Annotated in this window: 17 protein-coding genes; 3 read left to right on the forward strand and 14 right to left on the reverse strand. The window is 72.1% G+C overall.

Going from position 1 to position 21034, the window contains the following annotated elements; translation table 11 throughout:
* The first annotated feature begins 50 nt into the window (after nucleotides 1-50).
* Nucleotides 51-1577, forward strand: coding sequence for a mannosyltransferase family protein (locus KDK95_RS13190; RefSeq protein ID WP_212518416.1), 1527 nt, complete (start codon nucleotides 51-53; stop codon nucleotides 1575-1577).
* Here KDK95_RS13190 and KDK95_RS13195 read toward each other — a convergent pair.
* From KDK95_RS13195 to mfd, 10 genes are all read right to left on the reverse strand, one after another.
* Nucleotides 1574-2512 (reverse strand): Ppx/GppA phosphatase family protein, encoded by a 939-nt coding sequence (locus KDK95_RS13195; RefSeq protein WP_212518417.1) that lies wholly within the window; start codon nucleotides 2510-2512, stop codon nucleotides 1574-1576. The two genes, KDK95_RS13190 and KDK95_RS13195, sit on opposite strands and share 4 nt — an antisense overlap.
* A complete protein-coding gene (locus KDK95_RS13200) occupies nucleotides 2509-3165 on the reverse strand; it encodes a DUF501 domain-containing protein (RefSeq protein ID WP_212518418.1) in 657 nt (218 codons plus the stop codon). The genes KDK95_RS13195 and KDK95_RS13200 overlap by 4 nt, the downstream gene beginning before the upstream one ends.
* Nucleotides 3162-3431, reverse strand: coding sequence for a hypothetical protein (locus KDK95_RS13205; RefSeq protein ID WP_212518419.1), 270 nt, complete (start codon nucleotides 3429-3431; stop codon nucleotides 3162-3164). The genes KDK95_RS13200 and KDK95_RS13205 overlap by 4 nt, the downstream gene beginning before the upstream one ends.
* Nucleotides 3432-3466: 35 nt before the next feature.
* On the reverse strand, nucleotides 3467-4255 hold the full coding sequence (locus KDK95_RS13210) for an FtsB family cell division protein (RefSeq protein ID WP_212518420.1): 789 nt from the start codon (nucleotides 4253-4255) through the stop codon (nucleotides 3467-3469).
* Nucleotides 4256-4326: 71 nt separating this feature from the next.
* The gene (gene eno / locus KDK95_RS13215) at nucleotides 4327-5607 is read right to left on the reverse strand and encodes a phosphopyruvate hydratase (protein ID WP_212518421.1); all 1281 of its coding nucleotides are present in this window, start codon (nucleotides 5605-5607) and stop codon (nucleotides 4327-4329) included.
* Nucleotides 5608-5696: 89 nt separating this feature from the next.
* Nucleotides 5697-6971, reverse strand: a complete 1275-nt coding sequence (locus KDK95_RS37680) for a cytochrome P450 family protein (RefSeq protein WP_212518422.1) — start codon at nucleotides 6969-6971, stop codon at nucleotides 5697-5699.
* A 41-nt stretch (nucleotides 6972-7012) separates the two neighbouring features.
* Nucleotides 7013-7225, reverse strand: coding sequence for a hypothetical protein (locus KDK95_RS13225; RefSeq protein WP_212518423.1), 213 nt, complete (start codon nucleotides 7223-7225; stop codon nucleotides 7013-7015).
* Nucleotides 7226-7469: 244 nt separating this feature from the next.
* On the reverse strand, nucleotides 7470-7739 hold the full coding sequence (gene tatA / locus KDK95_RS13230; RefSeq protein WP_212518424.1) for a Sec-independent protein translocase subunit TatA: 270 nt from the start codon (nucleotides 7737-7739) through the stop codon (nucleotides 7470-7472).
* Nucleotides 7740-7821: 82 nt separating this feature from the next.
* Nucleotides 7822-8907, reverse strand: a complete 1086-nt coding sequence (locus tag KDK95_RS13235; protein ID WP_212518425.1) for a nucleoside triphosphate pyrophosphohydrolase — start codon at nucleotides 8905-8907, stop codon at nucleotides 7822-7824.
* A 7-nt stretch (nucleotides 8908-8914) separates the two neighbouring features.
* Nucleotides 8915-12472 carry a transcription-repair coupling factor gene (gene mfd / locus KDK95_RS13240; protein WP_212518426.1) on the reverse strand — a complete coding sequence of 1186 codons (3558 nt, stop codon included), beginning with the start codon at nucleotides 12470-12472 and terminating at the stop codon, nucleotides 8915-8917.
* Between the two features lie 311 nt (nucleotides 12473-12783).
* Here mfd and KDK95_RS13245 point away from each other — a divergent pair, with 311 nt between their 5' ends.
* Together KDK95_RS13245 and ppc are read left to right on the forward strand one after the other, a co-directional pair.
* Nucleotides 12784-13812: an SMI1/KNR4 family protein gene (locus tag KDK95_RS13245; protein ID WP_212518427.1), complete on the forward strand. Its 1029-nt coding sequence runs from the start codon at nucleotides 12784-12786 to the stop codon at nucleotides 13810-13812.
* Nucleotides 13813-13940: 128 nt separating this feature from the next.
* Entirely contained in the window at nucleotides 13941-16805 is a 2865-nt protein-coding gene (gene ppc / locus KDK95_RS13250) for a phosphoenolpyruvate carboxylase (RefSeq protein ID WP_307844338.1), read from the forward strand.
* A gap of 316 nt (nucleotides 16806-17121) precedes the next feature.
* On the opposite strand, the gene purU is transcribed toward ppc, so the two are convergent.
* The 4 genes from purU to KDK95_RS13270 form a co-directional block, all read right to left on the reverse strand.
* The gene (purU, locus tag KDK95_RS13255; RefSeq protein WP_212518428.1) at nucleotides 17122-17994 is read right to left on the reverse strand and encodes a formyltetrahydrofolate deformylase; all 873 of its coding nucleotides are present in this window, start codon (nucleotides 17992-17994) and stop codon (nucleotides 17122-17124) included.
* Nucleotides 17995-18075: 81 nt separating this feature from the next.
* Nucleotides 18076-18864 carry a sirohydrochlorin chelatase gene (locus KDK95_RS13260; RefSeq protein ID WP_212518429.1) on the reverse strand — a complete coding sequence of 263 codons (789 nt, stop codon included), beginning with the start codon at nucleotides 18862-18864 and terminating at the stop codon, nucleotides 18076-18078.
* Between the two features lie 60 nt (nucleotides 18865-18924).
* On the reverse strand, nucleotides 18925-19758 hold the full coding sequence (locus KDK95_RS13265; RefSeq protein WP_212518430.1) for a winged helix-turn-helix domain-containing protein: 834 nt from the start codon (nucleotides 19756-19758) through the stop codon (nucleotides 18925-18927).
* A 95-nt stretch (nucleotides 19759-19853) separates the two neighbouring features.
* Entirely contained in the window at nucleotides 19854-21023 is a 1170-nt protein-coding gene (locus KDK95_RS13270; protein WP_212518431.1) for a hypothetical protein, read from the reverse strand.
* Nucleotides 21024-21034 lie beyond the last annotated feature (11 nt).

Consider the following 21034-nt stretch of genomic DNA (forward strand, 5'->3'; position numbering starts at 1 on the left):
GCCGGAAGCTTCTCAGAGCACGCTCATGCATGCCGCTTATCGTCGCGGACGTGGCATTTCAGACAAGCACCCCCGCTCCCAGCGGCTCCGCGCCGGCCCTGCCCGGCCCCGAGCCGCGCCGTCGGCTGCCGCGCCCGCGACGGGTGGACCTGACGGCGCTCGGCGTCTGGCTGGTCACCAGGGCGGCGATGCTGCTGCTGAGCCTCTACTCGCGCTACGCCACCTCGAGCGGCGCCTCCGAGTCGTGGCTGGGCCTGTTCCAACACTGGGACTGGTACCGCTACCTGACCGTCGCCGAGTACGGGTACACGAGCGGCAAGGGGCCGGCGTACGACGAGAACATCACCGCCTTCCTGCCCGGCTACCCGCTCACGCTGCGGTTCGTCCATCTCATCGTGCGCGACTGGGCCGTCTCCGGCCTGCTGATCTCGCTCGTGGCCGGCGGGGTCGCGGTGGTGGCGCTGGCCCGGCTGACCGAGTTCGAGTACCTGCGCCGGCACCCCGAGGCGACCGAGGAGCAGACCGGCCGGGCCGCGCGCACGGCCGTTCTCCTGCTGGTCTGCGCCCCGGCCGCGGTCTTCCTCGCGGTCGGCTACACCGAGGCGCTGTTCCTGGCCTTCGCCGTCCCGGCCTGGCTGGCGGCGCGGCGCGGGCAGTGGGTGCGCGCGGGGATCCTGCTCGCCTTCGCCTGCACGATCCGGATCAACGGCCTCTTCGTGCTGGCCGGCATCGGGGTCATGTTCCTGGCCTCGCGGCCGACGAGGCGGGACTGGGTCCGGTCCCCCGCGCTGCTGCTGCCGCTCGCCTCGGCGGGTGCGTACGCGGCGTACCTGAAGGACATCACCGGCGACTGGCTGGAGTGGCTGCACGCGGAGAAGCGCGGCTGGTCGCGCTCGTTCACCGACCCGATCTCCGCCTGGAAGACGTCCTGGAACAACGCCTTCGGCTCGGGCTTCGGCGGCGGCCTGGGCGCTGGCGGAGCCGGCGGGAACGGCGGGAACACCGGCGGGCGCAGCGGCGGGAACGGCGGCTTCCCGGGCGGCGGCTCCGGCGGCCAGGGCGGCCTCCCCGGGAACGGCGGCGGCTTCCCCGGCAGCGGTTCGGGCGGCACCACGGGAAGCAGCGGCACGAGCGGGACCACCGGAAGCAGCGGCACGAGCGGCGGGCGGCAGGGCTTCGGCGGCGGGTCGGCGCAGTCGATCCCGCAGTCGAGCACCGGATCCGGCACCGGGACAGGAGCCGGCCACGGCTCCCTGGCGGGCGTCGGCAGCTTCGACGCCTGGGCCTTCCGGCTGGAACTGCTCGCCGTGCTCGTCGGCGTGGCGACCGTGCTCTGGCTCGGCTGGCGGCGGCGGTGGGCGGAGCTCACCTACGTCGGCATCTCCGTGTTCACGCTGGCCACGTCCACGTACTACCAGTCGATCCCGCGCGAGATGCTGCTCTGGTGGCCCCTCTGGGTCGGCGCCGCGATCTGGCTCGCGGCGCGCCGCTGGGCCACCGTCGCCGTCCTGAGCGTGAGCGGCGCCCTGATGGTCGGGGTGACGCTGCTCTACTTCAGCGGGCAGTGGGCCGGCTAGTCCAAGACGCTGTACGCGATGCCGTCGAGGATGTCGTGCTCGGAGACGACGACCTCGGGCAGCCCGAGCCGGTCCATGATCTGGGTCAGGACCAGTCCGCCGGCGCCGATCACGTCCACCCGGCCGGGGTGGATGACCGGGATGGCCGCGCGCTGCTCGTGGGACATGGCGAGCAGGTCGGCGGACGTCTGCCGGACGACCTCGGCCGGGATGCGCGCGAGGTGCACCCGCGAGCGGTCGTACTCGCTGAGCCCGAGGGCGATGGCGGCGAGCGTGGTCACCGAGCCCGCGAGGCCGACGAGCGTCTTGGCCTGGGCGAGGTCCACGGTCTCGGCGGCGAGGTCGATCGCCGCGTCGATGTCCCGCCGGGCGGCGGCGATCTGCGCGGAGGTCGGCGGGTCGGACTTGAAGTGACGCTCCGTCATCCGGACGCAGCCCACGTCGACGGACCGTGCCGCCACGACGTCCTCGGCACCGAGTACGAACTCGGTCGAGCCGCCGCCGATGTCGACCACGAGATACGGGGTCGGGTGGTCGGAGCCGTCGTCGGCGAGGGCGCGGGTCGCGCCACGGAAGGAGAGGCTCGCCTCCTCGTCTCCGCTGATCACCTCGGGGTCGACGCCCAGCCGAGCGCGCACCCCGGCGAAGAACTCCTCGCGGTTGCTCGCGTCCCGGGTCGCGCTGGTGGCCACGAAACGCAGCTCGCTGACACCGTACTCGGCGATGACCCGCGCGTACTCGTCGCACGCGGCGAAGGTCCGCTCGAGCGCCTCGTCGGCGAACCGGCCGGTGGCGTCCACGCCCTGGCCGAGGCGCACGATCAGCATCCTGCGGTCAAGCTCGGTCTCCGCGCCGGTCTCCGGATCGAGGTCCGCCACGAGCAGGCGGATCGAGTTGGTGCCGCAGTCGACCGCCGCCACACGCCTGCCGCTCAACGGCCCGCCTCCACATCCGAGTCATCCGAGTCATTCGAGTCATCCGAGCCGGCCGGGTCGTGCGAGTCGGCCGAGTCATCGACGTCGTGCGAGTCATCTACGTCGTCCGAGTCGTCCGGGGTCTCCGGATCGAGGTTCACGCAGGCGCCGTTGCGCCACCACTCCGGCAGCAGCGCGAGCGCCTCGTCGCCGAGCGGGTTCACGCCGGGGCCGGCCGCGAGCGAGTGCGCGACCAGCACGTGCAGGCACTTGACCCGGTCGGGCATGCCGCCGGCGCTGGGGAAGCCGGCCAGGATCTCGATCGCGTCCCGCCGCCGGATGTAGTCCTCGTGCGCGGCCCGGTACTTCGCGGCGAGCTCGGGGTCGGTGCCGAGCCGCTCGGTCATCTCGGCCATCAGGCCGCCGCCCTCCAGCGTGCCGATCGCGGAGGCGGCCTTCGGGCAGGTCAGGTAGTAGAGGGTGGGGAAGGGCTCGCCGTCCGGATTGCGCTCGGTCTTGATCCGCGGCGCGGTCTCCACGACGTCCGGGTTTCCGCAGGGGCACCGGTGCGCGACCGCCCGCAGCCCGCGCGGCGCCCGGCCGAGCTGGGCCTCGACGGCGGCGGCGTCCTTCGGATCCACGGCGTCTGCGGCCGCGCTGTGCACGCTGTTCACCGGTCTACGGTACTACCGGCCGGTCGAGCCGCCGCCCGCGCGGCGCTCGCGTCCGGGCCGCAGCGGCCCACCTGCCGCTCGGTGCTCGCGTCCAGTCCGTGGTGGCTTACCTGCTGCGGAGCGCTCGTATGCGCTCCGCAGCGGCCCACCTGCCGCTCGGCGCCCGCGTCCGGTCCGTGGTGGCTTACCAGCGGCTCGGCGCTCGCGTCCGCTCCGCGGCGGCCCACCTGCCGCTCGGCGCTCGCGTCCGGTCCGTGGTGGCCCACCTGCCGCGGGGCGCTCGTATGCGCTCCGCGGCGGTCTACTGGCCGCTCTGCGTGGCGGTCGGCGACTTCACCGTGCCCCACAGCGTGTCGTACCAGGGCGACGCGCTGGGCGTCGGCATGCCGAGCGGCTCGCTGCCGATCGCCGTTCCGGGCAGCGTGAAGCCCTCCTCGCCGGGCAGCACGTAGTGCAGCTGGGAGCGGGCCTGGATCGCCACGTAGCCGGGGTCGCGCCAGAGCGAGATCTGCGCCTGAAGGCTCGTCACCTTGCTGCTCAGCGCGGCGTTCTGCGCGTCGATCGACTCCAGCTGGGAGCGCTGGGCCAGATACTCCTGCAACGGGTACGCGATGGTGCACACGACCGCGCAGACGGCCAGCAGCAGGATCGTGGCCCGCCGGGTGAGCCGGAGGCGCGGACGCGGCGAACCGGGGCGGAGGCGGGGACGAAGAGCGCGCGGGTGGGTCCCGGCGCCGGCCTTGTCCGCGGTACCGGTCTTGTCGGCGGCACCGGTCTTGTCGGCGGCGCGCGCGGGCGGCACCAGGCCGAGCGCGGACCTGGCGGACCGACCGGCCTTCTCCGGCCTCGCCGACTTCTCCGGCCTCGCCGACTTCTCCGGCTTCGCAACCGTCTCCGGCCTCGCCGACTTCTCCGGCCTCGCCGACTTCTCCGGCTTCGCAGCCTTCTCCGGCTTCGCAACCGTCTCCGGCCTCGCCGAGTTCTCTGGCTTCGCAGCCTTCTCCGGCTTCGCGGCCCTCGCCGGCCTCGCGGTCTTCCGCGCCGCGGGCTCGGCCGGGGGCTTGGCGCCCTCGGTTCGCTCGTGCGCCATGCGGCCTGACACCCCCTCGTCAAACGGAAAGCGGCGCGCCCCGAGCGGGACGCGCCACCATCGTATTGCGGTTACGCGTTGAAGCGCGGGAAGGCCGAACGGCCCGCGTAGCGGGCGGCGTCGTCGAGCTCCTCCTCGATGCGCAGCAGCTGGTTGTACTTGGCGACCCGCTCGGACCGGGCCGGGGCGCCGGTCTTGATCTGGCCGGACTCGACCGCGACGGCCAGGTCGGCGATCGTGGTGTCCTCGGTCTCGCCGGAGCGGTGCGACATCATCGTGGCGTAGCCGGAGCGGTGCGCCAGGGTGACCGCGTCGAAGGTCTCGGACAGCGAGCCGATCTGGTTCACCTTCACCAGCAGCGCGTTGGCCTGGCCGCCCTTGATGCCGCGGGCCAGGCGCTCCGGGTTGGTGACGAACAGGTCGTCGCCGACCAGCTGCACCTTGCCGCCGAGCAGCTCGGTGACCGACTTCCAGCCGTCCCAGTCCTCCTCGCTGTGCGAGTCCTCGATGGAGACCAGCGGGTAGTTGGCGACCAGCTCGCCGTAGTACGCGGACAGGTCGGCGCCGGAGAGCTTGGAGCCCTCGAACTCGTAGACGCCGTCCTTGTACAGCTCGGTCGCCGCGACGTCGAGCGCGAGCGCGATGTCCTCGCCCGGGCGGTAGCCGGCCTTCTCGATGGCCTCGAGGATCAGGTCGAGCGCGGCCCGGTTGGAGTCCAGGTTCGGGGCGAAGCCGCCCTCGTCGCCGAGGCCGGTGGCCAGGCCGCGGCCCTTGAGCACGGACTTGAGCGCGTGGTAGGTCTCCACGCCCCAGCGCAGCGCCTCGCCGTAGGTCTCCGCGCCGATCGGCGCGATCATGAACTCCTGGATGTCGACGTTGGAGTCCGCGTGCGCGCCGCCGTTGAGGATGTTCATCATCGGCACCGGGAGCAGGTGCGCGTTCGGGCCGCCGAGGTAGCGGAACAGCGGCAGGCCGGCCGACTCGGCGGCGGCCTTGGCGACGGCCAGCGAAACGCCGAGGATGGCGTTGGCGCCGATCCGGCTCTTGTTCGGGGTGCCGTCCAGGTCCTTGAGCTCTTGGTCGACCAGGCGCTGCTCGTGCGCGTCGAACCCGATCAGCGCCGGGCCGATCTCGTCGAGGACGGCGAGCACGGCCTTGGTCACGCCCTTGCCGTTGTAGCGCTCCTGGTCACCGTCGCGCAGTTCCACAGCCTCGAAGGCACCGGTGGACGCGCCGGAGGGGACCGCCGCGCGGGCGATCACGCCGTCGTCGAGCGCGACCTCGACCTCGACCGTGGGGTTCCCGCGGGAGTCGAGGATCTCCCGCGCGCCGACTGCTTCGATGGACGCCACGTGCGTACTCCTTCGTCAAGCTGTCATATCTCGTCGTGGGGCAGCCTAGTTCACCGGCACTCGGCCACGCACGGGCCGTCCGTCCCTCGTCACCCGATGCGCCGTCGCCCCTCGGGGCTGAGCCGGACCGGCAGCTCGTGGACCCCGCGCATGATCAGCCCGGAATGCCAGCGCAACGATTCGGCGGGCGCGGCGAGCGCGATCTCGGGGTGGCGCGCGAGCAGCCGCTCGAAGCCGATCCGACCCTCCAGCCTGGCCAGCGGCGCGCCGATGCAGAAGTGGATGCCGTGGCCGAGCGCGAGGTGCCCGGGCGCCGGCCGGCCGAGGTCGAGCGTGTCGGGATCGGCGAAACGCCGCGGATCGCGGTCGGCCGCGGCGAGGACGGCGAGCACCGGTTCCCCGGCCGGGATCCCGACGCCGCCCACGGTGATGGGCGCGGTGGTGAAACGCCAGGTGGCGAACTCGACCGGGCCGTCGTAGCGCAGCAGCTCCTCGACCGCGCCGTCCAGCAGGGCCGGGTTCGCCTGGAGCCGGGCGCGCTGCTCCGGATGGGTCAGCAACGCGAGCGTGCCGTTCCCGATCAGGTTGATCGTGGTCTCGAAACCGGCGAAGAGGAGGATGAACGCCATCGAGGCGGCCTCGTCCTCGCTCAGGTGCTCGCCGTGGTCCGAGGCGCGCACGAGGGCGGTCAGCAGGTCCTCGCCGGGGTTGAGCCGCTTCTTGTGAATGAGGGTGCGCAGATAGCCGCGGATGCGCTTGACGGACCGTCCGACGCCCCCGCGCACGCTGCCGCGGTCCACGACGCCGAACGCCCACTCGTGGAAGATCGCCTGGTCCTCCGGCGGCACGCCGAGCATCTCCAGGATGACGGCGACCGGCAGCGGGCACGCGTAGCCGCGGATCAGGTCGACGGTGCCGTCGCCGTCCCGCGCCGTCTTCTCGCAGGCGTCCAGCAGCTCGTCCGCGATCCGGGCGATGGAGGGCTCGAAGTCGGCGATCCGGCGCGGCGTGAAGGCCTTCGAGACCAGCCGCCGCAGCCGGGTGTGGTCCGGCGGGTCGAGATTGAGCAGGTGCGCGGCGATGCCGGAGCGGTGCTCGCCGGGGATGCCGGTGCGGCCGGGCTGCCAGCCGGGGAACGAGGCCGCGGCGTTCTTCGACAGCCGCGGATCGGCGAGCACGGACTTCACGTCGTCGTACCGGGTGACCAGGTAGGCCTCGACGCCGTTCGGCAGCTTCGCCCGGTGCACCGGCGCGTGCTCGCGCAGCCAGGCGTAGGCCGGGTACGGATCGTCGATGAACGCGCGATCGAAGAGCTGCGGCGCGTCCGGGGACGCGGTCGGGGCGGAGGCGGGCTGCTCGGTCACCGCTCCATCGTCACACGCCGCCCGCCGGCGGCGCGGACAGGTCAGCCGTGGTCGATCCCGGCGAAGCTGCGCAGCAGCTCCCGGCGCCGCTCGGCCGCCCGCGGAGCGGCGCTGCGGCGCTGCTGCTGCTCCTTGTCCGCCAGGTACTCCTCGAGGGCCAGGAAGACGACCTCGTACGTCGTCGCCTGTTCGTACTCGGCGACTTTGCGCAGGCGTTCGGTCTGGCTGTCGGTGAGCGCAAGTGCCATGTCCACGCGCGGGAAAATATAGGACCGCGGGGCGGGTTGAGAACCCCTGTCCCGCAGAGTCACCGATACGAGTGAATGGCCTAGACCAGTGGTCTCACCGGGCTGATCGCGACCGGGCGGACGGCGCCCGGGCGGACCGTGGCCGGGCAGGCGCGGTCCGCGGGCCCGGAGACGGCGAGATCCCGTTCCGGCGGGCACGCGGCTCGCTTTCGGAACGGGATCGGCGGCGACGCGCCTCGGGCGCGGTACGTCAGCGCTGGGCGGCGTCGTGCGACGGGACGGAGTCGGTGACCGGCTGGGCCGGCGGGACGACCGAGCTCTCGACGGCCTGCGGCGCCGCCTGCGGCTGGGCCGGCGCGCTCGCGCCGTCGTCCTTGGCGGCCTTCATCTCCGACTTGAAGATGCGCAGGGACTGGCCGACCGACCGCGCGGCGTCCGGCAGCTTGCGCGAGCCGAACAGCAGCACGATAAGGGCGAGAATGACGATGACGTGCCAGGGCTCAAGTCCGCCACGAAACATGGTTCCGCACTCCTAATGATCAGTTGCCGTAGCCGTGTGCCGCACCGTTGGTGGGGGTTCCGGCGCCGGTGCACTGACCAGACTAACCGCACTTGCCCGACGACCGGGAGGCCTCCTGGTTAAGAATCTCGTCCCGCAGCCGCCTGGCCTCGGCGCGCAGCGCCGCCTCCGGATCCACGCCCAGCTCCCGGGCCAGCCCCACGACCGCCATCAGCAGCGCCCCGACCTGCGCCTGCGCATCTGCGTCCGAATTATCCGCAGGTGCACGAAGCGTCTGGGGAAGTAGCGGAATCGTTACATCCATACCCGCGTTCTTCGACCGTTTGAGTAGCTTCTCTGCTAATGAGAGAGCCGGCTGGTTGAGCGGCACGCCCTCGACGACCGAGGTGCGGCCCTTCTCCGCCGCCTTGATCTGCTCCCAGTTGGCCTCGACGTCGGCCGCGGTCCCGGCGGCGACGTCGGCGAAGACGTGCGGATGGCGGTTGATGAGCTTCGTCACGATGCCCTGCGCCACGTCGTCGATGTCGAACGGGTCCTCGGGGTGCTCCCGGGCGATCCGGGAGTGGAAGGCGACCTGGAGCAGCACGTCGCCGAGCTCCTCGCGCAGCGCGTCCCGGCCCTCCCCGGGGGTGTCCGGATCGCCGTCCTCGATCGTCTCGACGGTCTCGTAGGCCTCTTCCAGCAGGAATTTCACCAGCGACCGGTGCGTCTGCTGGGCGTCCCACGGGCAGCCGCCCGGGGAGCGCAGCCGGTCCATCACGGCGACCAGGTCGAGCAGGCGGGCGCCGGGCACGTCGTAGCTGCCGGGGGTGAGTTCGAGCTCGATCTCCGCCTCGTCCGCCGAGCCGCCGGTCAGCCGCTCGCCGAGCGCGAGCACCAGCGGCTGGTCCTCGCCCGAGGGATCGGCCAGCCAGACCACCGTCTCGCCTGCCGCGGCCTCCTTGAGCAGCTCGTCGGCCACCTCGGCCGTCTCGCCCTCGATCAGCTCGATCTCGACGTCCTGGTCGTCCAGGTACTCCAGGATCGGGTGCTCCGCGCTGCCCGCGTGCACCCGCGCCCCGGCGCCCGTCACCGCCTTCCAGGCGGCGGCCGAGAGCAGCCCGGGGGCGACCCGGGGAGAGAAGGGCACGAGGATGATCCGTCCGGTCACGGCGCTCACCTTATCCATCGTCAGGTCACGCGCCCATCCGGATGACGCCGTCGATCAGCGAGCGGCACCACTCGAGCAGCGGCAGGCCGGTGACCGGCTCGGCGGGGAAGCCGGAGGTCTTCGGCCGCGGCACCAGGATGTGGTCGGACTGCTTCTTCACGATCGAGCCGGGGAAGACCCGCTTGAGCCGCATCTCCTGGGACTCGCGCAGGTAGACCTGGCTGAACTTCACGAAGTTGCCCTGCAGCACGATCTCGGCGAGGCCCGCCTCCCGGGCGTGGGCGCGGAACAGCGCCACGGCCAGCAGGTTGCCGACCGGCTCGGGCAGCTTCCCGTAGCGGTCCACGAGCTCGTCGTGCACGGCGACGACGTCCTCCTCCCTGGCGATGGACGCGATCCGGCGGTAAGCCTCAAGACGCAGCCGTTCGCCGGGCACCCACTCGTGCGGGATGTGCGCGTCCACCGGGAGGTCCACCCGCATGTCCGGGGCCTCGTCCGGGCTGCTGAGGCCCGCCGCCTGCTCCTTGAACTCCTTGACCGCCTCGCCGACCATCCGCACGTACAGGTCGAATCCGACCCCTTCGATGTGCCCGGACTGCTCGCCGCCGAGCAGGTTGCCCGCGCCGCGGATCTCCAGGTCCTTCATCGCCACGTACATGCCGGCCCCGAGGTCGGTGTGCTGGGCGATGGTGGCCAGCCGCTCGTGCGCGGTCTCGGTCAGCGGCTTCTCCGGCGGATACAGGAAGTACGCGTACGCGCGCTCGCGGCCGCGGCCGACCCGGCCGCGCAGCTGGTGCAGCTGGCTCAGGCCGAAGTTGTCGGCGCGCTCGACGATCAGGGTGTTGGCGTTCGCGATGTCGATGCCCGACTCGACGATCGTCGTGCACACCAGCACGTCGTACTCGCGGTTCCAGAAGTCGACGATCAGCTTCTCCAGCGCGTGCTCGTTCATCTGGCCGTGCGCCGTGGCCACCCGGGCCTCCGGCACCAGCTGGCGCAGCCGCGCCGCGGCCCGGTCGATCGACTCGACCCGGTTGTGGATGTAGAAGACCTGGCCCTCGCGCAGCAGCTCGCGCCGGATCGCCGCGCCGATCTGCTTCTCCTCGTACGCGCCGACGAAGGTGAGCACCGGGTGCCGCTCCTCCGGCGGGGTCTGGATCGTGGACATCTCGCGGATGCCGGTGACCGCCATCTCGAGCGTGCGCGGGATCGGGGTCGCGGACATGGTCAGCACGTCCACGTTCGCCCGCATCTGCTTGAGGTGCTCCTTGTGCTCGACGCCGAAGCGCTGCTCCTCGTCCACGATCACCAGGCCGAGGTCCTTGAACCTGGTGTCCTTGGCGAACAGCCGGTGGGTGCCGATCACGACGTCCACCGAGCCCTCGGCCAGGCCGCGCAGCACCTCGGCCGACTCCTTGTCGCTCTGGAAGCGCGAGAGGGCCTTGATCGTCACCGGGAACTGCGCGTAGCGCTCGGCGAAGGTGGAGAAGTGCTGCTGCACGAGCAGCGTGGTCGGCACCAGCACGGCGACCTGCTTGCCGTCCTGCACCGCCTTGAAGGCCGCGCGCACCGCGATCTCGGTCTTGCCGTAGCCCACGTCGCCGCAGATGAGCCGGTCCATCGGGACCGTCTTCTCCATGTCGCCCTTGACCTCGTCGATGCACGCGAGCTGGTCCGGGGTCTCGGTGTACGGGAAGGCGTCCTCGAGTTCGCGCTGCCAGGGCGTGTCCCCGGCGAAGGCGTGGCCCGGCGCGGCCTGCCGGGCCGAGTAGAGCCGGATCAGGTCGCCGGCGATGTCGCGCACCGCCTTGCGGGCCCGCGACTTCGCCTTCTGCCAGTCGGCGCCGCCGAGCCGGTGCATCGAGGGCGACTCGCCGCCGACGTACTTCGTGACCTGCTCGAGCTGGTCGGTCGGCACGTAGAGCCGGTCGCCGGGCTGGCCGCGCTTCGAGCTCGCGTACTCGATCACCAGGTACTCGCGGGTGGCCCCGGCGACGGTGCGCTGCACCATCTCGATGTACCGCCCGACGCCGTGCTGCTCGTGCACGACGTAGTCCCCCGTCTTGAGCTGCAGCGGATCGACCATGTTGCGGCGCCGCGAGGGCATCCGGTTCATGTCCTTGGTCGACGAGCGCTGGCCGGAGATGTCGGTCTCGGTCAGCAGCACCAGCCTCGCCGCCTCGTCCACGAAGCCGCGGCCGAAGGACGCGCAGGTGACGTACGCGATCCCGGTCTCCATCGGTGCGTCCAGGTCCGGCACCAGGCGCACGCCGAGGTCGGCGCCGCGCAGCACCTCGGCGAGCCGCTCGGCCGGGCCGTGGCCCTCCGTGGTCAGCACGACGTGCCAGCCCTCCCGCAGCCAGCGGCGCACGTCGGCCAGCATCGTCGCGCCCTCGCCCCGGTAGTCGGGCGCCTCCGCGGCCGGGGAGATCTCGGTGTCGTCGGTCTCGACGGACTCGCCGTCCGCCGCGAACTCGGCCAGGCCGGCGTCCGCGACGAAGGGGGTGATCGACCACCAGGGCAGGCCGCGGGAGCGCACGTGGTCGCGCAGGTCGGCGAGCGACCAGAGCGAGGCCGCGCCGAGGTCCAGCGGGCTCTTGCCGCCGAGGGCGGCCGCGGCCCAGGAGGCCTCAAGGAACTCCTGCGAGGTGCTGACCAGGTCGGCGGCCCGGGTGCGCACCCGCTCCGGGTCGCACACCACGACGTGGGTGCCCTCCGGCACGACGTCGGCCAGCAGCTCCATCTTGTCGACCAGCACCGGCGCCAGCGACTCCATGCCCTCGACCGCGATGCCCTCGGCGATCTTGCCGAAGACGTCCGCGAGCTCCGGGTACTCGGAGGCGTAGCCGTGCGCCCGCTTGCGGACGGTCTCGGTCAGCAGCAGCTCGCGGCACGGCGGCGCCCACAGCCCGCCCTGCGCGATTTCCAGCGAGCGCTGGTCGGCGACCTTGAAGTAGCGGATCTCCTCGACCGTGTCGCCCCAGAACTCCAGCCGCAGCGGGTGCTCCTCGGTCGGCGGGAAGACGTCCAGGATGCCGCCGCGCACCGCGAAGTCGCCGCGCTTTTCCACGAGGTCGGTGCGCAGGTAGGCGGCGTCGGCCAGCCGGCGCGTCACCTCTTCGAGCTCCAGCTCGGCGCCCGCGACCACCCGCACCGGTTCGAGGTCGCCGAGCCCGGCCACCTGCGGCTGCAGGACCGAGCGGATCGGCGCCACGACGACGCTGAGTCGGTTCCCGTCGCCCGGATGGGCCAGGCGGCGCAGTACGGCCAGGCGGCGGCCCACGGTGTCGGAGCGCGGCGAGAGGCGTTCGTGCGGCAGCGTCTCCCAGGACGGGAACTCGGCGACCGCCGAGTCGCCGAGCAGCGAGCGCAGCGCGGCGGCGAGGTCCTCGGTCTCCCGGCCGGTCGCGGTGACCGCGAGCACCGTCCGCCCGGTGCCGGCGATCGCGGCGATGGCCGGGGCGCGCAGGCCGCCGACGGCGGTGAGGTCGAGCCGGGGGCGGGCGCCGAGCGCCGCCGCCTCGGCGGCGGCACGCAGCGCGGGGTCGCGCCGCAGGGGTTCGAGGAGACCGGAGAGGGTCATGTGCACCTTCCGTAGGCACGCCGAGTAACCCCGGACAGCCCGCAGGGGGGCAGGGGGTTTCGTGTACCTCCAGGGTACGCACTCCCGCCGACAACGCCGTCCCGCGTGTGATTTACATGATCGGCGGCCTGCCGTCGGGCGGGCTGCAAAACACCGCAAATCGGGCGCGCGTCAAGAAATCGGCACCCTCGGACGGCACTCCCGCCTATCGCCGGACCACCGGCTCCGGGTACCGTCGTCGTGAGCAACCAGTGTGCCGGGCCACCCACGGGCCCGGCCCGCGCGAGGCGATGGCAAGGGACTGGAGAACGATGACGCAGGGAACGGGCACGGGCCTTCCGACGAACGCGGCCGGAATACCCAACGGTCAGTTCGCGGGGCGCCTCATCGAGTTCAGCGATGTCGAACTGGATCGCAAGTACCCGCGCGGGGTCTATCTGAACTTCCACGGCTACCCGGACTTCTCGGTGTACGCCCGGCAGGCCGTGCAGATCGCCGACCCGCCGCCGGAGCTGTCCGTGGACGAGGTCCGGGTCACCGACGTGATCGCGGCGAACCTGCTCGCCTCCGGCACCGGCGACCCGCTCTACCAGCAGGGCCGTCCCCCGACGGCCACGCCGGAGGGCTGGACCTGGACGCACGAGGCGCGCAGCCGGCGGCTGTTCCTGGTCCCGGCGGAGCTCAACGGCTCCTTCCGGCACCACGGCGGGGTGGCCACGCTCCAGCTCGACCGGGGCAAGTCCGGCCTGTGGCACGAGGGCATGCTCGACCCGGTGGCCTTCGAGCGCTCCGGCTCGGTGCCCGAGGACGCGATGCTGCAGCTCGAGTCGCAGCTCGGCTTCCAGCTGCCCGTCTCCTACCGGCGCTTCCTGGCCGGCACGGACGGCGGCCGGCCGCTGGGCCCGGCGGTCAACCTGCAGTGCGGCTTCGTGGCCGACGGCTGGCTGTTCGGCGTGCGCCGCTCGGACCCGCACCAGGAGCTCGTCTACGCGAACCAGGCGCTGTTCGACCGTTTCACCGAGGAGTTCCTCGCGGTCGGCTACGTGCGCGGCGGCATGCTCGTGCTCAAGATCCGCGGCCACGACACCGGCTCGGTCTGGTACTTCGACGACGACGACGTGCGCGACCGGGACTCCCGGGACGCGGCCTCGGTGTGCAACGAGCTGCTGATCCGGGTCGGCAACGACTTCGACGACTTCGCCCGGCACCTGGTGGCGCTGCCGCAGCAGATCCAGGAGATCTCCGAGGCGGCCGTGCAGCAGGGCTTCGCGAGCCTGGTGACCGACGTGGACTACCTCGGCTCGGCGCTCCCGCCGCACCTGGCGTTCCACCGGCGTTGAGCCACGTCTCAGGTTCTGGCCAGGTGTCGCCGGTGTGACGCACGCCGCATACGATGCTGGCGAAGTCCTGAGCTAGGACAACGGCGTCCTCGAGTTCAGCTCGCCCGCTTATCGAGGAGTGTGCCGCAGTGGCCGACACCGACGCCGTATCCACCTCTGCACCGGAGACCCCCGCGCCCGACGCCGCTCTGCGCGGCGACATCAAAGCCCTCGGCGAACTGCTCGGGCAGACGCTGGTGCGCCAGGAGGGGCAGCAGCTGCTCGACCTCGTCGAGCAGATCAGGGCGCTGACGCGTTCGGCGGAGCCCGGCGCCGGGGACGAGGCGCAGGCGCGGCTCGCCGAGCTGGACCTGTCCACCGCGATCCGGCTGGTGCGCGCCTTCTCCAGCTACTTCTACCTGGCGAACGTCACCGAGCAGGTGCACCGCGCCCGCGAGCTGCACGCCGAGCGGGCCACCAGCGGCTCCTGGCTTTCGCGCGCGGTGGACCGGATCGGCGCCGCGATCGAGGACCCGGAGTCCAAGGTCACCCGGGACTGGGTCGAGGAGGTCGTCAACCGGCTCTCCGCGCGCCCGGTGTTCACCGCGCACCCGACCGAGGCCGCCCGCCGCACGATCCTCGGCAAGCTGCGGCTGATCGCGCAGCTGCTCGACGCCAACCCCTTCCCGCAGCCCGGCACCGCGGCCGACCCGGTGGCGCAGCGGCGGGCCGAGCGGCGGCTGCAGGAGCTGGTCGAGTCGCTGTGGCAGACCGACGAGCTGCGGGTGGCCAGGCCCGAGCCGACCGACGAGGCGCGCAACGCCCTCTACTACCTCGACGAGCTGCACGGCAGCGCCGTGCCCGACGTGCTCGACGAGCTCGCCGCCGAGCTCGAGCGGATCGGCGTGCGGCTGCCGGTGGACGCCCGGCCGCTGACCTTCGGCAGCTGGATCGGCGGCGACCGGGACGGCAACCCGAACGTCACCCCGCTGCTCACCCTGGAGATCCTGGCGCTGCAGCACGAGCGCGCGGTGGACGACGCGCTCAAGATCGTCGAGGGGCTGCGCAACAGCCTGTCCACCTCGAACCGGATCGCCTCGATCACCCCGGAGCTCGAGGAATCGCTCGCCAAGGACCTCGCGGCGCTGCCCGACATCCCGGCCAGGTACAAGCGGCTCAACCAGGAGGAGCCCTACCGGCTCAAGGCCACCTGCGTGCGGCAGAAGCTGCTGAACACGAGGAAGCGGATCGGCAAGGGCCGGGCGCACGTGCCCGGCCAGGACTACCTGAACGGCGAGGAGCTGGTCGCCGACCTGCTGCTGATGCGCGACTCGCTGCTGGCCGACCGCGGCGAGCTGATCGCCCGCGGCAGCCTGGACCAGGTGATCCGCACGGTCTCGGCCTTCGGCCTGCAGCTCGCCACGCTGGACGTGCGCGAGCACGCCGACGCGCACCACCACGCGATCGGCCAGCTGATCGACCGCCTCGGCATCGAGTCCTGGCGTTACGAGGACATGCCGCGCGAGTACCGCGCCGGGCTGCTGGCCAAGGAGCTGCGCTCGCGCCGGCCGCTGGCCAAGCTGCCGGAGAAGATCCACCGGGACGGCGTCGAGGGCTTCGACGCCTGGGGCGGCGCGGCCCCGCTGCTCGACCCGGCCGCGGCGAAGACCTTCGGCGTGTTCACCGCGATCCGCGAGACGATCGAGCGATTCGGCCCGGACGTCATCGAGTCCTACATCATCTCGATGTGCCGCGGCGTGGACGACGTGTACGCGGCGGCGCTGCTGGCCCGCGAGGCCGGGCTGATCGACCTGCGCGGCGGCCGGGCCCAGATCGGCTTCGTGCCGCTGCTCGAGCAGGTCGCCGAGCTGCGCCAGGCCGACGCGATCCTGGACGAGCTGCTGAGCGACCCCTCCTACCGGAAGCTGGTCCGGCTGCGCGGCGACGTGCAGGAGATCATGCTCGGCTACAGCGACTCGAACAAGGACGCGGGCATCGCGACCAGCCAGTGGGAGATCCACCTGGCCCAGCGCAAGCTGCGCGACGTGGCGCACCGGCACGGCGTGCGGCTGCGGCTGTTCCACGGCCGCGGCGGCACGGTCGGCCGCGGCGGCGGCCCGACCCACGAGGCGGTGCTCGCCCAGCCCTGGGGCACCCTCGAGGGCGAGATCAAGGTCACCGAGCAGGGCGAGGTGATCTCGGACAAGTACGCGCTGCCGAGCCTGGCCAGGGAGAACCTGGAGCTGACCGTGGCCGCCACGCTGGAGGCCTCGGTGCTGCACATCGGCCCGCGGCAGAGCGCCGACGCGCTGGCCCGGTGGAGCGCGGCGATGGCCGGGATCTCGGACGCGGCCTACGCCCGGTACCGGACGCTGGCCGACGACCCGGACCTGCCGCGCTACTTCCTCGCCTCGACCCCGGTGGACCAGCTCGGCGACCTGCACCTCGGCTCGCGCCCCTCGCGCCGGCCTGACTCGGGCGCGAGCCTCGACGGCCTGCGCGCGATCCCGTGGGTGTTCGGCTGGACCCAGTCCCGGCAGATCGTGCCCGGCTGGTTCGGCGTCGGCACCGGCCTCGCCGCGGCCTACGCGGCGGGCCACGAGGACGTGCTCGCCGAGATGTACGCGGACTGGCACTTCTTCCGCAACTTCCTGTCCAACGTCGCGATGACGCTGGCCAAGACGGACCTGCGGATCGCCCGGCTCTACGTCGAGCAGCTGGTGCCGGACGAGCTCAAGCGCATCTTCGACACGATCGTCGAGGAGCACGACCTGACGGTGGCGCAGGTGCTGAAGGTCACCGGGCAGACGGAGCTGCTCGGCCACGACCCGGTGCTGGCCCGCACGCTGCAGATCCGCGACCGCTACCTGGACCCGATCTCCTACCTCCAGGTCGCGCTGCTCAAGCGGCACCGTGAGGCGCTCGCCGCCGGCGAGACGCCGGACCCGCAGCTGAGCCGGGCCCTGCTGCTCACGGTCAACGGCGTCGCCGCCGGCCTGCGCAACACCGGCTGACGGCCTTCTACACAGGAACCGCCGAGTTATCCACAGACCTGGGGAGGTTATCCCCAGGATCCACAGATCTTGTCCACGATGGGGATAAATCCTGTGGATAACCCGGCGGCCTGTCCCCAGTCCGGCGTAACGAAATGCCAGCGACTGGGGATAACCCACCCCTCGCCTGTGGAAAACTCGGGTCCGCCCAGGTCACGGGTGACGTGCGGATAATGTCGTGCACTGATCTGGACGTCCGTTCTCCGGCATCGTTAGCTTGAGGCGACGACGTGCCGCGGGACGTGAACCCCTTCAGCGCTCAGCGTGGACCGCCGAATCAGGGGAAGACGACCGTGCGCTTGGAGCCCATCAGGACGCGGTGCTCCGCGTGCCAGGCGACGGCGCGGGAGAGCACCCGCGACTCCACGTCCCGTCCCGCCGCGACGAACTGATCGGGCGTCATGCCGTGGCCCACCCGGACCACGTCCTGCTCGATGATCGGCCCCTCGTCCAGGTCCGCCGTCACGTAGTGGGCCGTGGCGCCGATCAGCTTCACGCCGCGGTCGTGCGCCTGGTGGTAGGGCTTGGCGCCCTTGAACGACGGCAGGAAGCTGTGGTGGATGTTGATGATCCGCCCCTCCAGCGCCTTGCAGACCTCGTCCGAGAGCACCTGCATGTAGCGCGCGAGGACGACCAGCTCGATCTCGTGCTCGCGCACCAGCTCCAGCAGCCGGGCCTCCTGGGCCGCCTTGTCCGACTTGTCCGGCGCGACCGGCAGGTGCACGAACGGGATGCCGTAGCCCTCGACCATCTGGCGGAAGTCCTGGTGGTTCGAGACGACGAGCGGGATCTCCACCGGCAGCGCGCCGCTGGCGTGCCGGAAGAGCAGGTCGTTGAGGCAGTGGCCGAACTTCGAGACCATGATCATCGTCGGCATCCGGGTCTCGGCCGCGTGGATCTGCCACTGCATGCGGAAGGACGCGCCGGTGGCCGCGAAGCCGTTGGTCAGCGCCGTCAGGTCGACGCCCGGCTCCTGCGCCCGGAAGTGCACCCGCATGAAGAACACCCCGGTGTCCGGATCTCCGTACTGCTGGCTGTCCACGATCGAGCATCCCGTGACGAGCAGGAAGCTGGCCACCGCGTGCACGATGCCGCGCTGGTCGGGACAGGACAGGGTCAGGATGTAGTCGGCGCGGGGCTCCTCGGTCATGCGCACAGGGTAAAGGACGCGTCACCTGCGCCGCAGCGCTCGACCGCCAGGCGAAACGGGCGCGCGCGCCACGCCGGGCCGCTACTTCAGGTACAGCGCCTGGTCATAGCGGCGGACGAGCAGCCGGGCGACCAGTTCGTGGGCGCCGAGGGGGCCGGCGACGCGCGGGGTGCGCACGGCCTCCTGCTCCAGGCCGGCGAGGGCCGCGATGTCGCCGAGCCGCTGGGTGTAGCCGCCCTCGGCCAGCAGGTAGCTCGCCACGGCCACCGGCCTCCCGCGCCGGGAGAGCCTGGTCAGCAGCGACTCCACGGTCGGCTCCGTCGCGCTCAGGTACGCGGTGCGCACCGGCATGCCGAGCCGTTCCGCGAGAAAACCCGCCATCACCACGGCGTCCGCATTGGCCCGGCGGTCCTTGGAGCCGGCCGCCGCCAGCACGACCTCCGTGCCGAAGACGCGTCCGGTGACCGCGGCGAGCCGGTCCGAGAGCACGTGGGCGAGCATCGGGTCCGGACCTAGCGCGCGGGCCGTGTGCACCCGGAAGCCGCGGCCCTCGGTGGCGCGCACGGCCTCGGCGATGTCGTGCCGCACGTGGTAGCCGGTGGTCAGGAACATCGGCAGCACCACGGCCTCCCGGTGCCCCTGGCCGGACAGCTCGGCCAGCACGTCGAGCGGGCGCGGCTCCGCGTTGGAGACGAAGCTGAGGCTGACCGGCATCCCGGGCCGCAGGAATCTGACCCGCTCCATGATCGCGTCGAGGGTGAGCAGCCCCGGCAGGTGGGTGGTGCCGTGGGCGACCGCGACCATGGGCACGTCGTCCCGCGCGGGCGGCAGGAAGGAGGGGCTGAGCGACGCGACGTTCTGGACGGCCATGGGTGCTTCCCTCTCCGGCGACGTGCTCGTATGCGGTCGGAACAGTCTGCGATGGCCGGGTTACGGTTCGACGGCCAGCCGGTATCCCCGCTTGGTCACGGTCTTCACGAGGCCTGAGGCCGGCCCGAGAGCCGTGCGCAGCCGGGCCACCGTGGCCTCCACCGCGTGCTCGTCGCGCCCCGCCCCGCCGCGCACGTCGCGGCCGTCCCACACCCGGCGCAGCAGCTCGGCGCGGGAGACCACCCAGCCGGGGCGCCGGGCGAGCTCGGCCAGCACGGCGGCGGGCAGCGGCGGCAGGGTCACCGAGTAGTCGCCGATCGCCGCGCTGAAACCCTGCATCACCAGCGTGCGCGCCGCGTCCACCCGGACCTCGCGCCGGATCCGCGGCGGCAGCTGCTCGCACAGCACGTCCGCGAGCGCCGAGAAGCGCGGCTTGTCCGGGCTGAGCGCGGGCACGCCGACCGCCTCCAGCGGGCGGGCGCAGGCCGGGCCGAGGCAGACCGGCATCACGTCGCCGCGCAGCGCGGCGAGCAGCTGGTCGAGTGAGCCGGATACGGCCGCGGCCTCGAGCAGCCCGGTCACCCCGGGCGCGGTGGTGAAGGTGACCGCGTGCACGTCGCGCCGCAGTACGGTCTCGACGAAGCGGGATGCGGCGGCGCGGTCGCCGGCGCGCCGCGCGACCACGCCTTCGTCGCCGGGGGCGAGCCGGACCGTCGGGGTCTCCACGGTCCGCGCTCCCCGTTCTTGCAGCAGGGCGGCCAGTTCCTCACGACGGCGGTCCGCGGTGATCGCGATCACGCTGCCGGTCAGCGGGCGGGCGTCGAAGACGGTGCCCGGTTCTGCGCCCCTGGCTGCGATGACGGTGTGGTGGTCAAGCGTCTCTGCCGGTGCCATGGCACCAACCTTCGCCGCCCGGCGTTTCCGCAGTGTTGCCGGATCGTTGTGCGCCGGTAAGACCCGCTACCGCTGCCCGTCGGCTTCGGCGGCCGCTACAGGTCGTACTTGGTGATGGAGGGCTCGTAGTTGGCCATGACCGAGTTCCACAGCGTGGCGGCGGCCTGCTTGTCCTGGTTGGTGTTGCCGGAGCTCGCAGCCTGGTAGTTGGCGTCGTTTTTCAGGGCGCTCTTGCTGCAGCCGCCGTTCGCGAAGTCGCTCGCGGCCTTCGCGTAGTCGTTGTCCGAGTCGGCCGAGTCCTGCCAGGCTTTCTGCAGGGCGCTGATGAGGCTCGCTCCACCGCTGATCTTGTCCACCGGGAGCTTGGCGACCTTGGTCGCGGCGCTCTGCCTGGCCTGCGCGCTCGCGTTGATCTCGCTTTGCACGGCCGAGATGTCGCACTCGTCGAGCTTGACGACCTCGTTGGTGATGTCCTCGCGCAACTGCTTGGCCTGCTTCACCAGCTGGTAGACGGCGTCCGCCTGCTGCTGCGCGGTCTCGTTCGACGCGGCGCTCGCGGTGGCGGTGCCGGTCGCGCCGGTCGCGCCGGCCTTGCCGGAACCGCCGCCGCCGGACAGGCCGAGGTAGAGCCCGACGACCGCGATCACGGCCACCACGGCGCCGACGACCAGCGGGGTGCGGCGGTTGCCGCCGGCGCCGCCGCCGGGCGGTCCTTCGTAGCTGAAGGGCCCGTTGCCGTAGTCGGGCGACTGGCCGGCCGGCGCCGCGTCGTACGGCTGCTGCTGGTTGTACATGGCCGTGGCCTGGGCCTGGGCCTGGGCCTGCGGCGCGGCCTGGGTGGCCTGCATCGCCTGCGGGGCCCGCTGCTGGCTCTGCGCGAAGCCCGGCGAGGGCGTGGCGCCGGGTCCGGAGACCATCGGCTGCCGGCCCGATATCGCGCGGCGGTCCTCCGGGGAGGAGTCGCGGAAGAGGTGGTCGAACTCGCTGGGCAGCGAGGCCTGTTCCTCCTCGGCGAACACCGCCTGCTGCGGCACCGTCTGCTCGGGCTGGTACTGCTGCTGAGCGTACTGCTGCGGCTGCGGTTGGTGCTGAGGCTGGGGCTGGTGGTACTGCGCCTCCGGGTAGCCCTGCTGCTGGTACGGCTGCTGCGTTTGGTACGGCGCTTGCTGCGGGTATGCCTGCTGCACCGGTTCCATCGGCGCACCGGGCACGTACTGCGTACCCTCTTCCGGCCAGCTCCCCGCGACTTCGGGCATCTGGGACACAGTGCGTCTTC

The organism is Actinospica acidithermotolerans (assembly GCF_018139625.1).
GTDB classification, from domain to species: Bacteria; Actinomycetota; Actinomycetes; order Streptomycetales; family Catenulisporaceae; genus Actinospica; species Actinospica acidithermotolerans.

Bases quoted from the DNA above. Each gene is read 5' to 3' on its own strand.
- tatA (WP_212518424.1), bottom strand. From the start codon at position 7,739: ATGTTTCGTGGCGGACTTGAGCCCTGGCACGTCATCGTCATTCTCGCC.
- KDK95_RS13235 (WP_212518425.1), bottom strand. From the start codon at position 8,907: ATGGATAAGGTGAGCGCCGTGACCGGACGGATCATCCTCGTGCCCTTC.
- KDK95_RS13265 (WP_212518430.1), bottom strand. From the start codon at position 19,758: ATGGCACCGGCAGAGACGCTTGACCACCACACCGTCATCGCAGCCAGG.
- KDK95_RS13245 (WP_212518427.1), top strand. From the start codon at position 12,784: ATGACGCAGGGAACGGGCACGGGCCTTCCGACGAACGCGGCCGGAATA.
- mfd (WP_212518426.1), bottom strand. From the start codon at position 12,472: ATGACCCTCTCCGGTCTCCTCGAACCCCTGCGGCGCGACCCCGCGCTG.
- purU (WP_212518428.1), bottom strand. From the start codon at position 17,994: ATGACCGAGGAGCCCCGCGCCGACTACATCCTGACCCTGTCCTGTCCC.
- KDK95_RS13210 (WP_212518420.1), bottom strand. From the start codon at position 4,255: ATGGCGCACGAGCGAACCGAGGGCGCCAAGCCCCCGGCCGAGCCCGCG.
- KDK95_RS13260 (WP_212518429.1), bottom strand. From the start codon at position 18,864: ATGGCCGTCCAGAACGTCGCGTCGCTCAGCCCCTCCTTCCTGCCGCCC.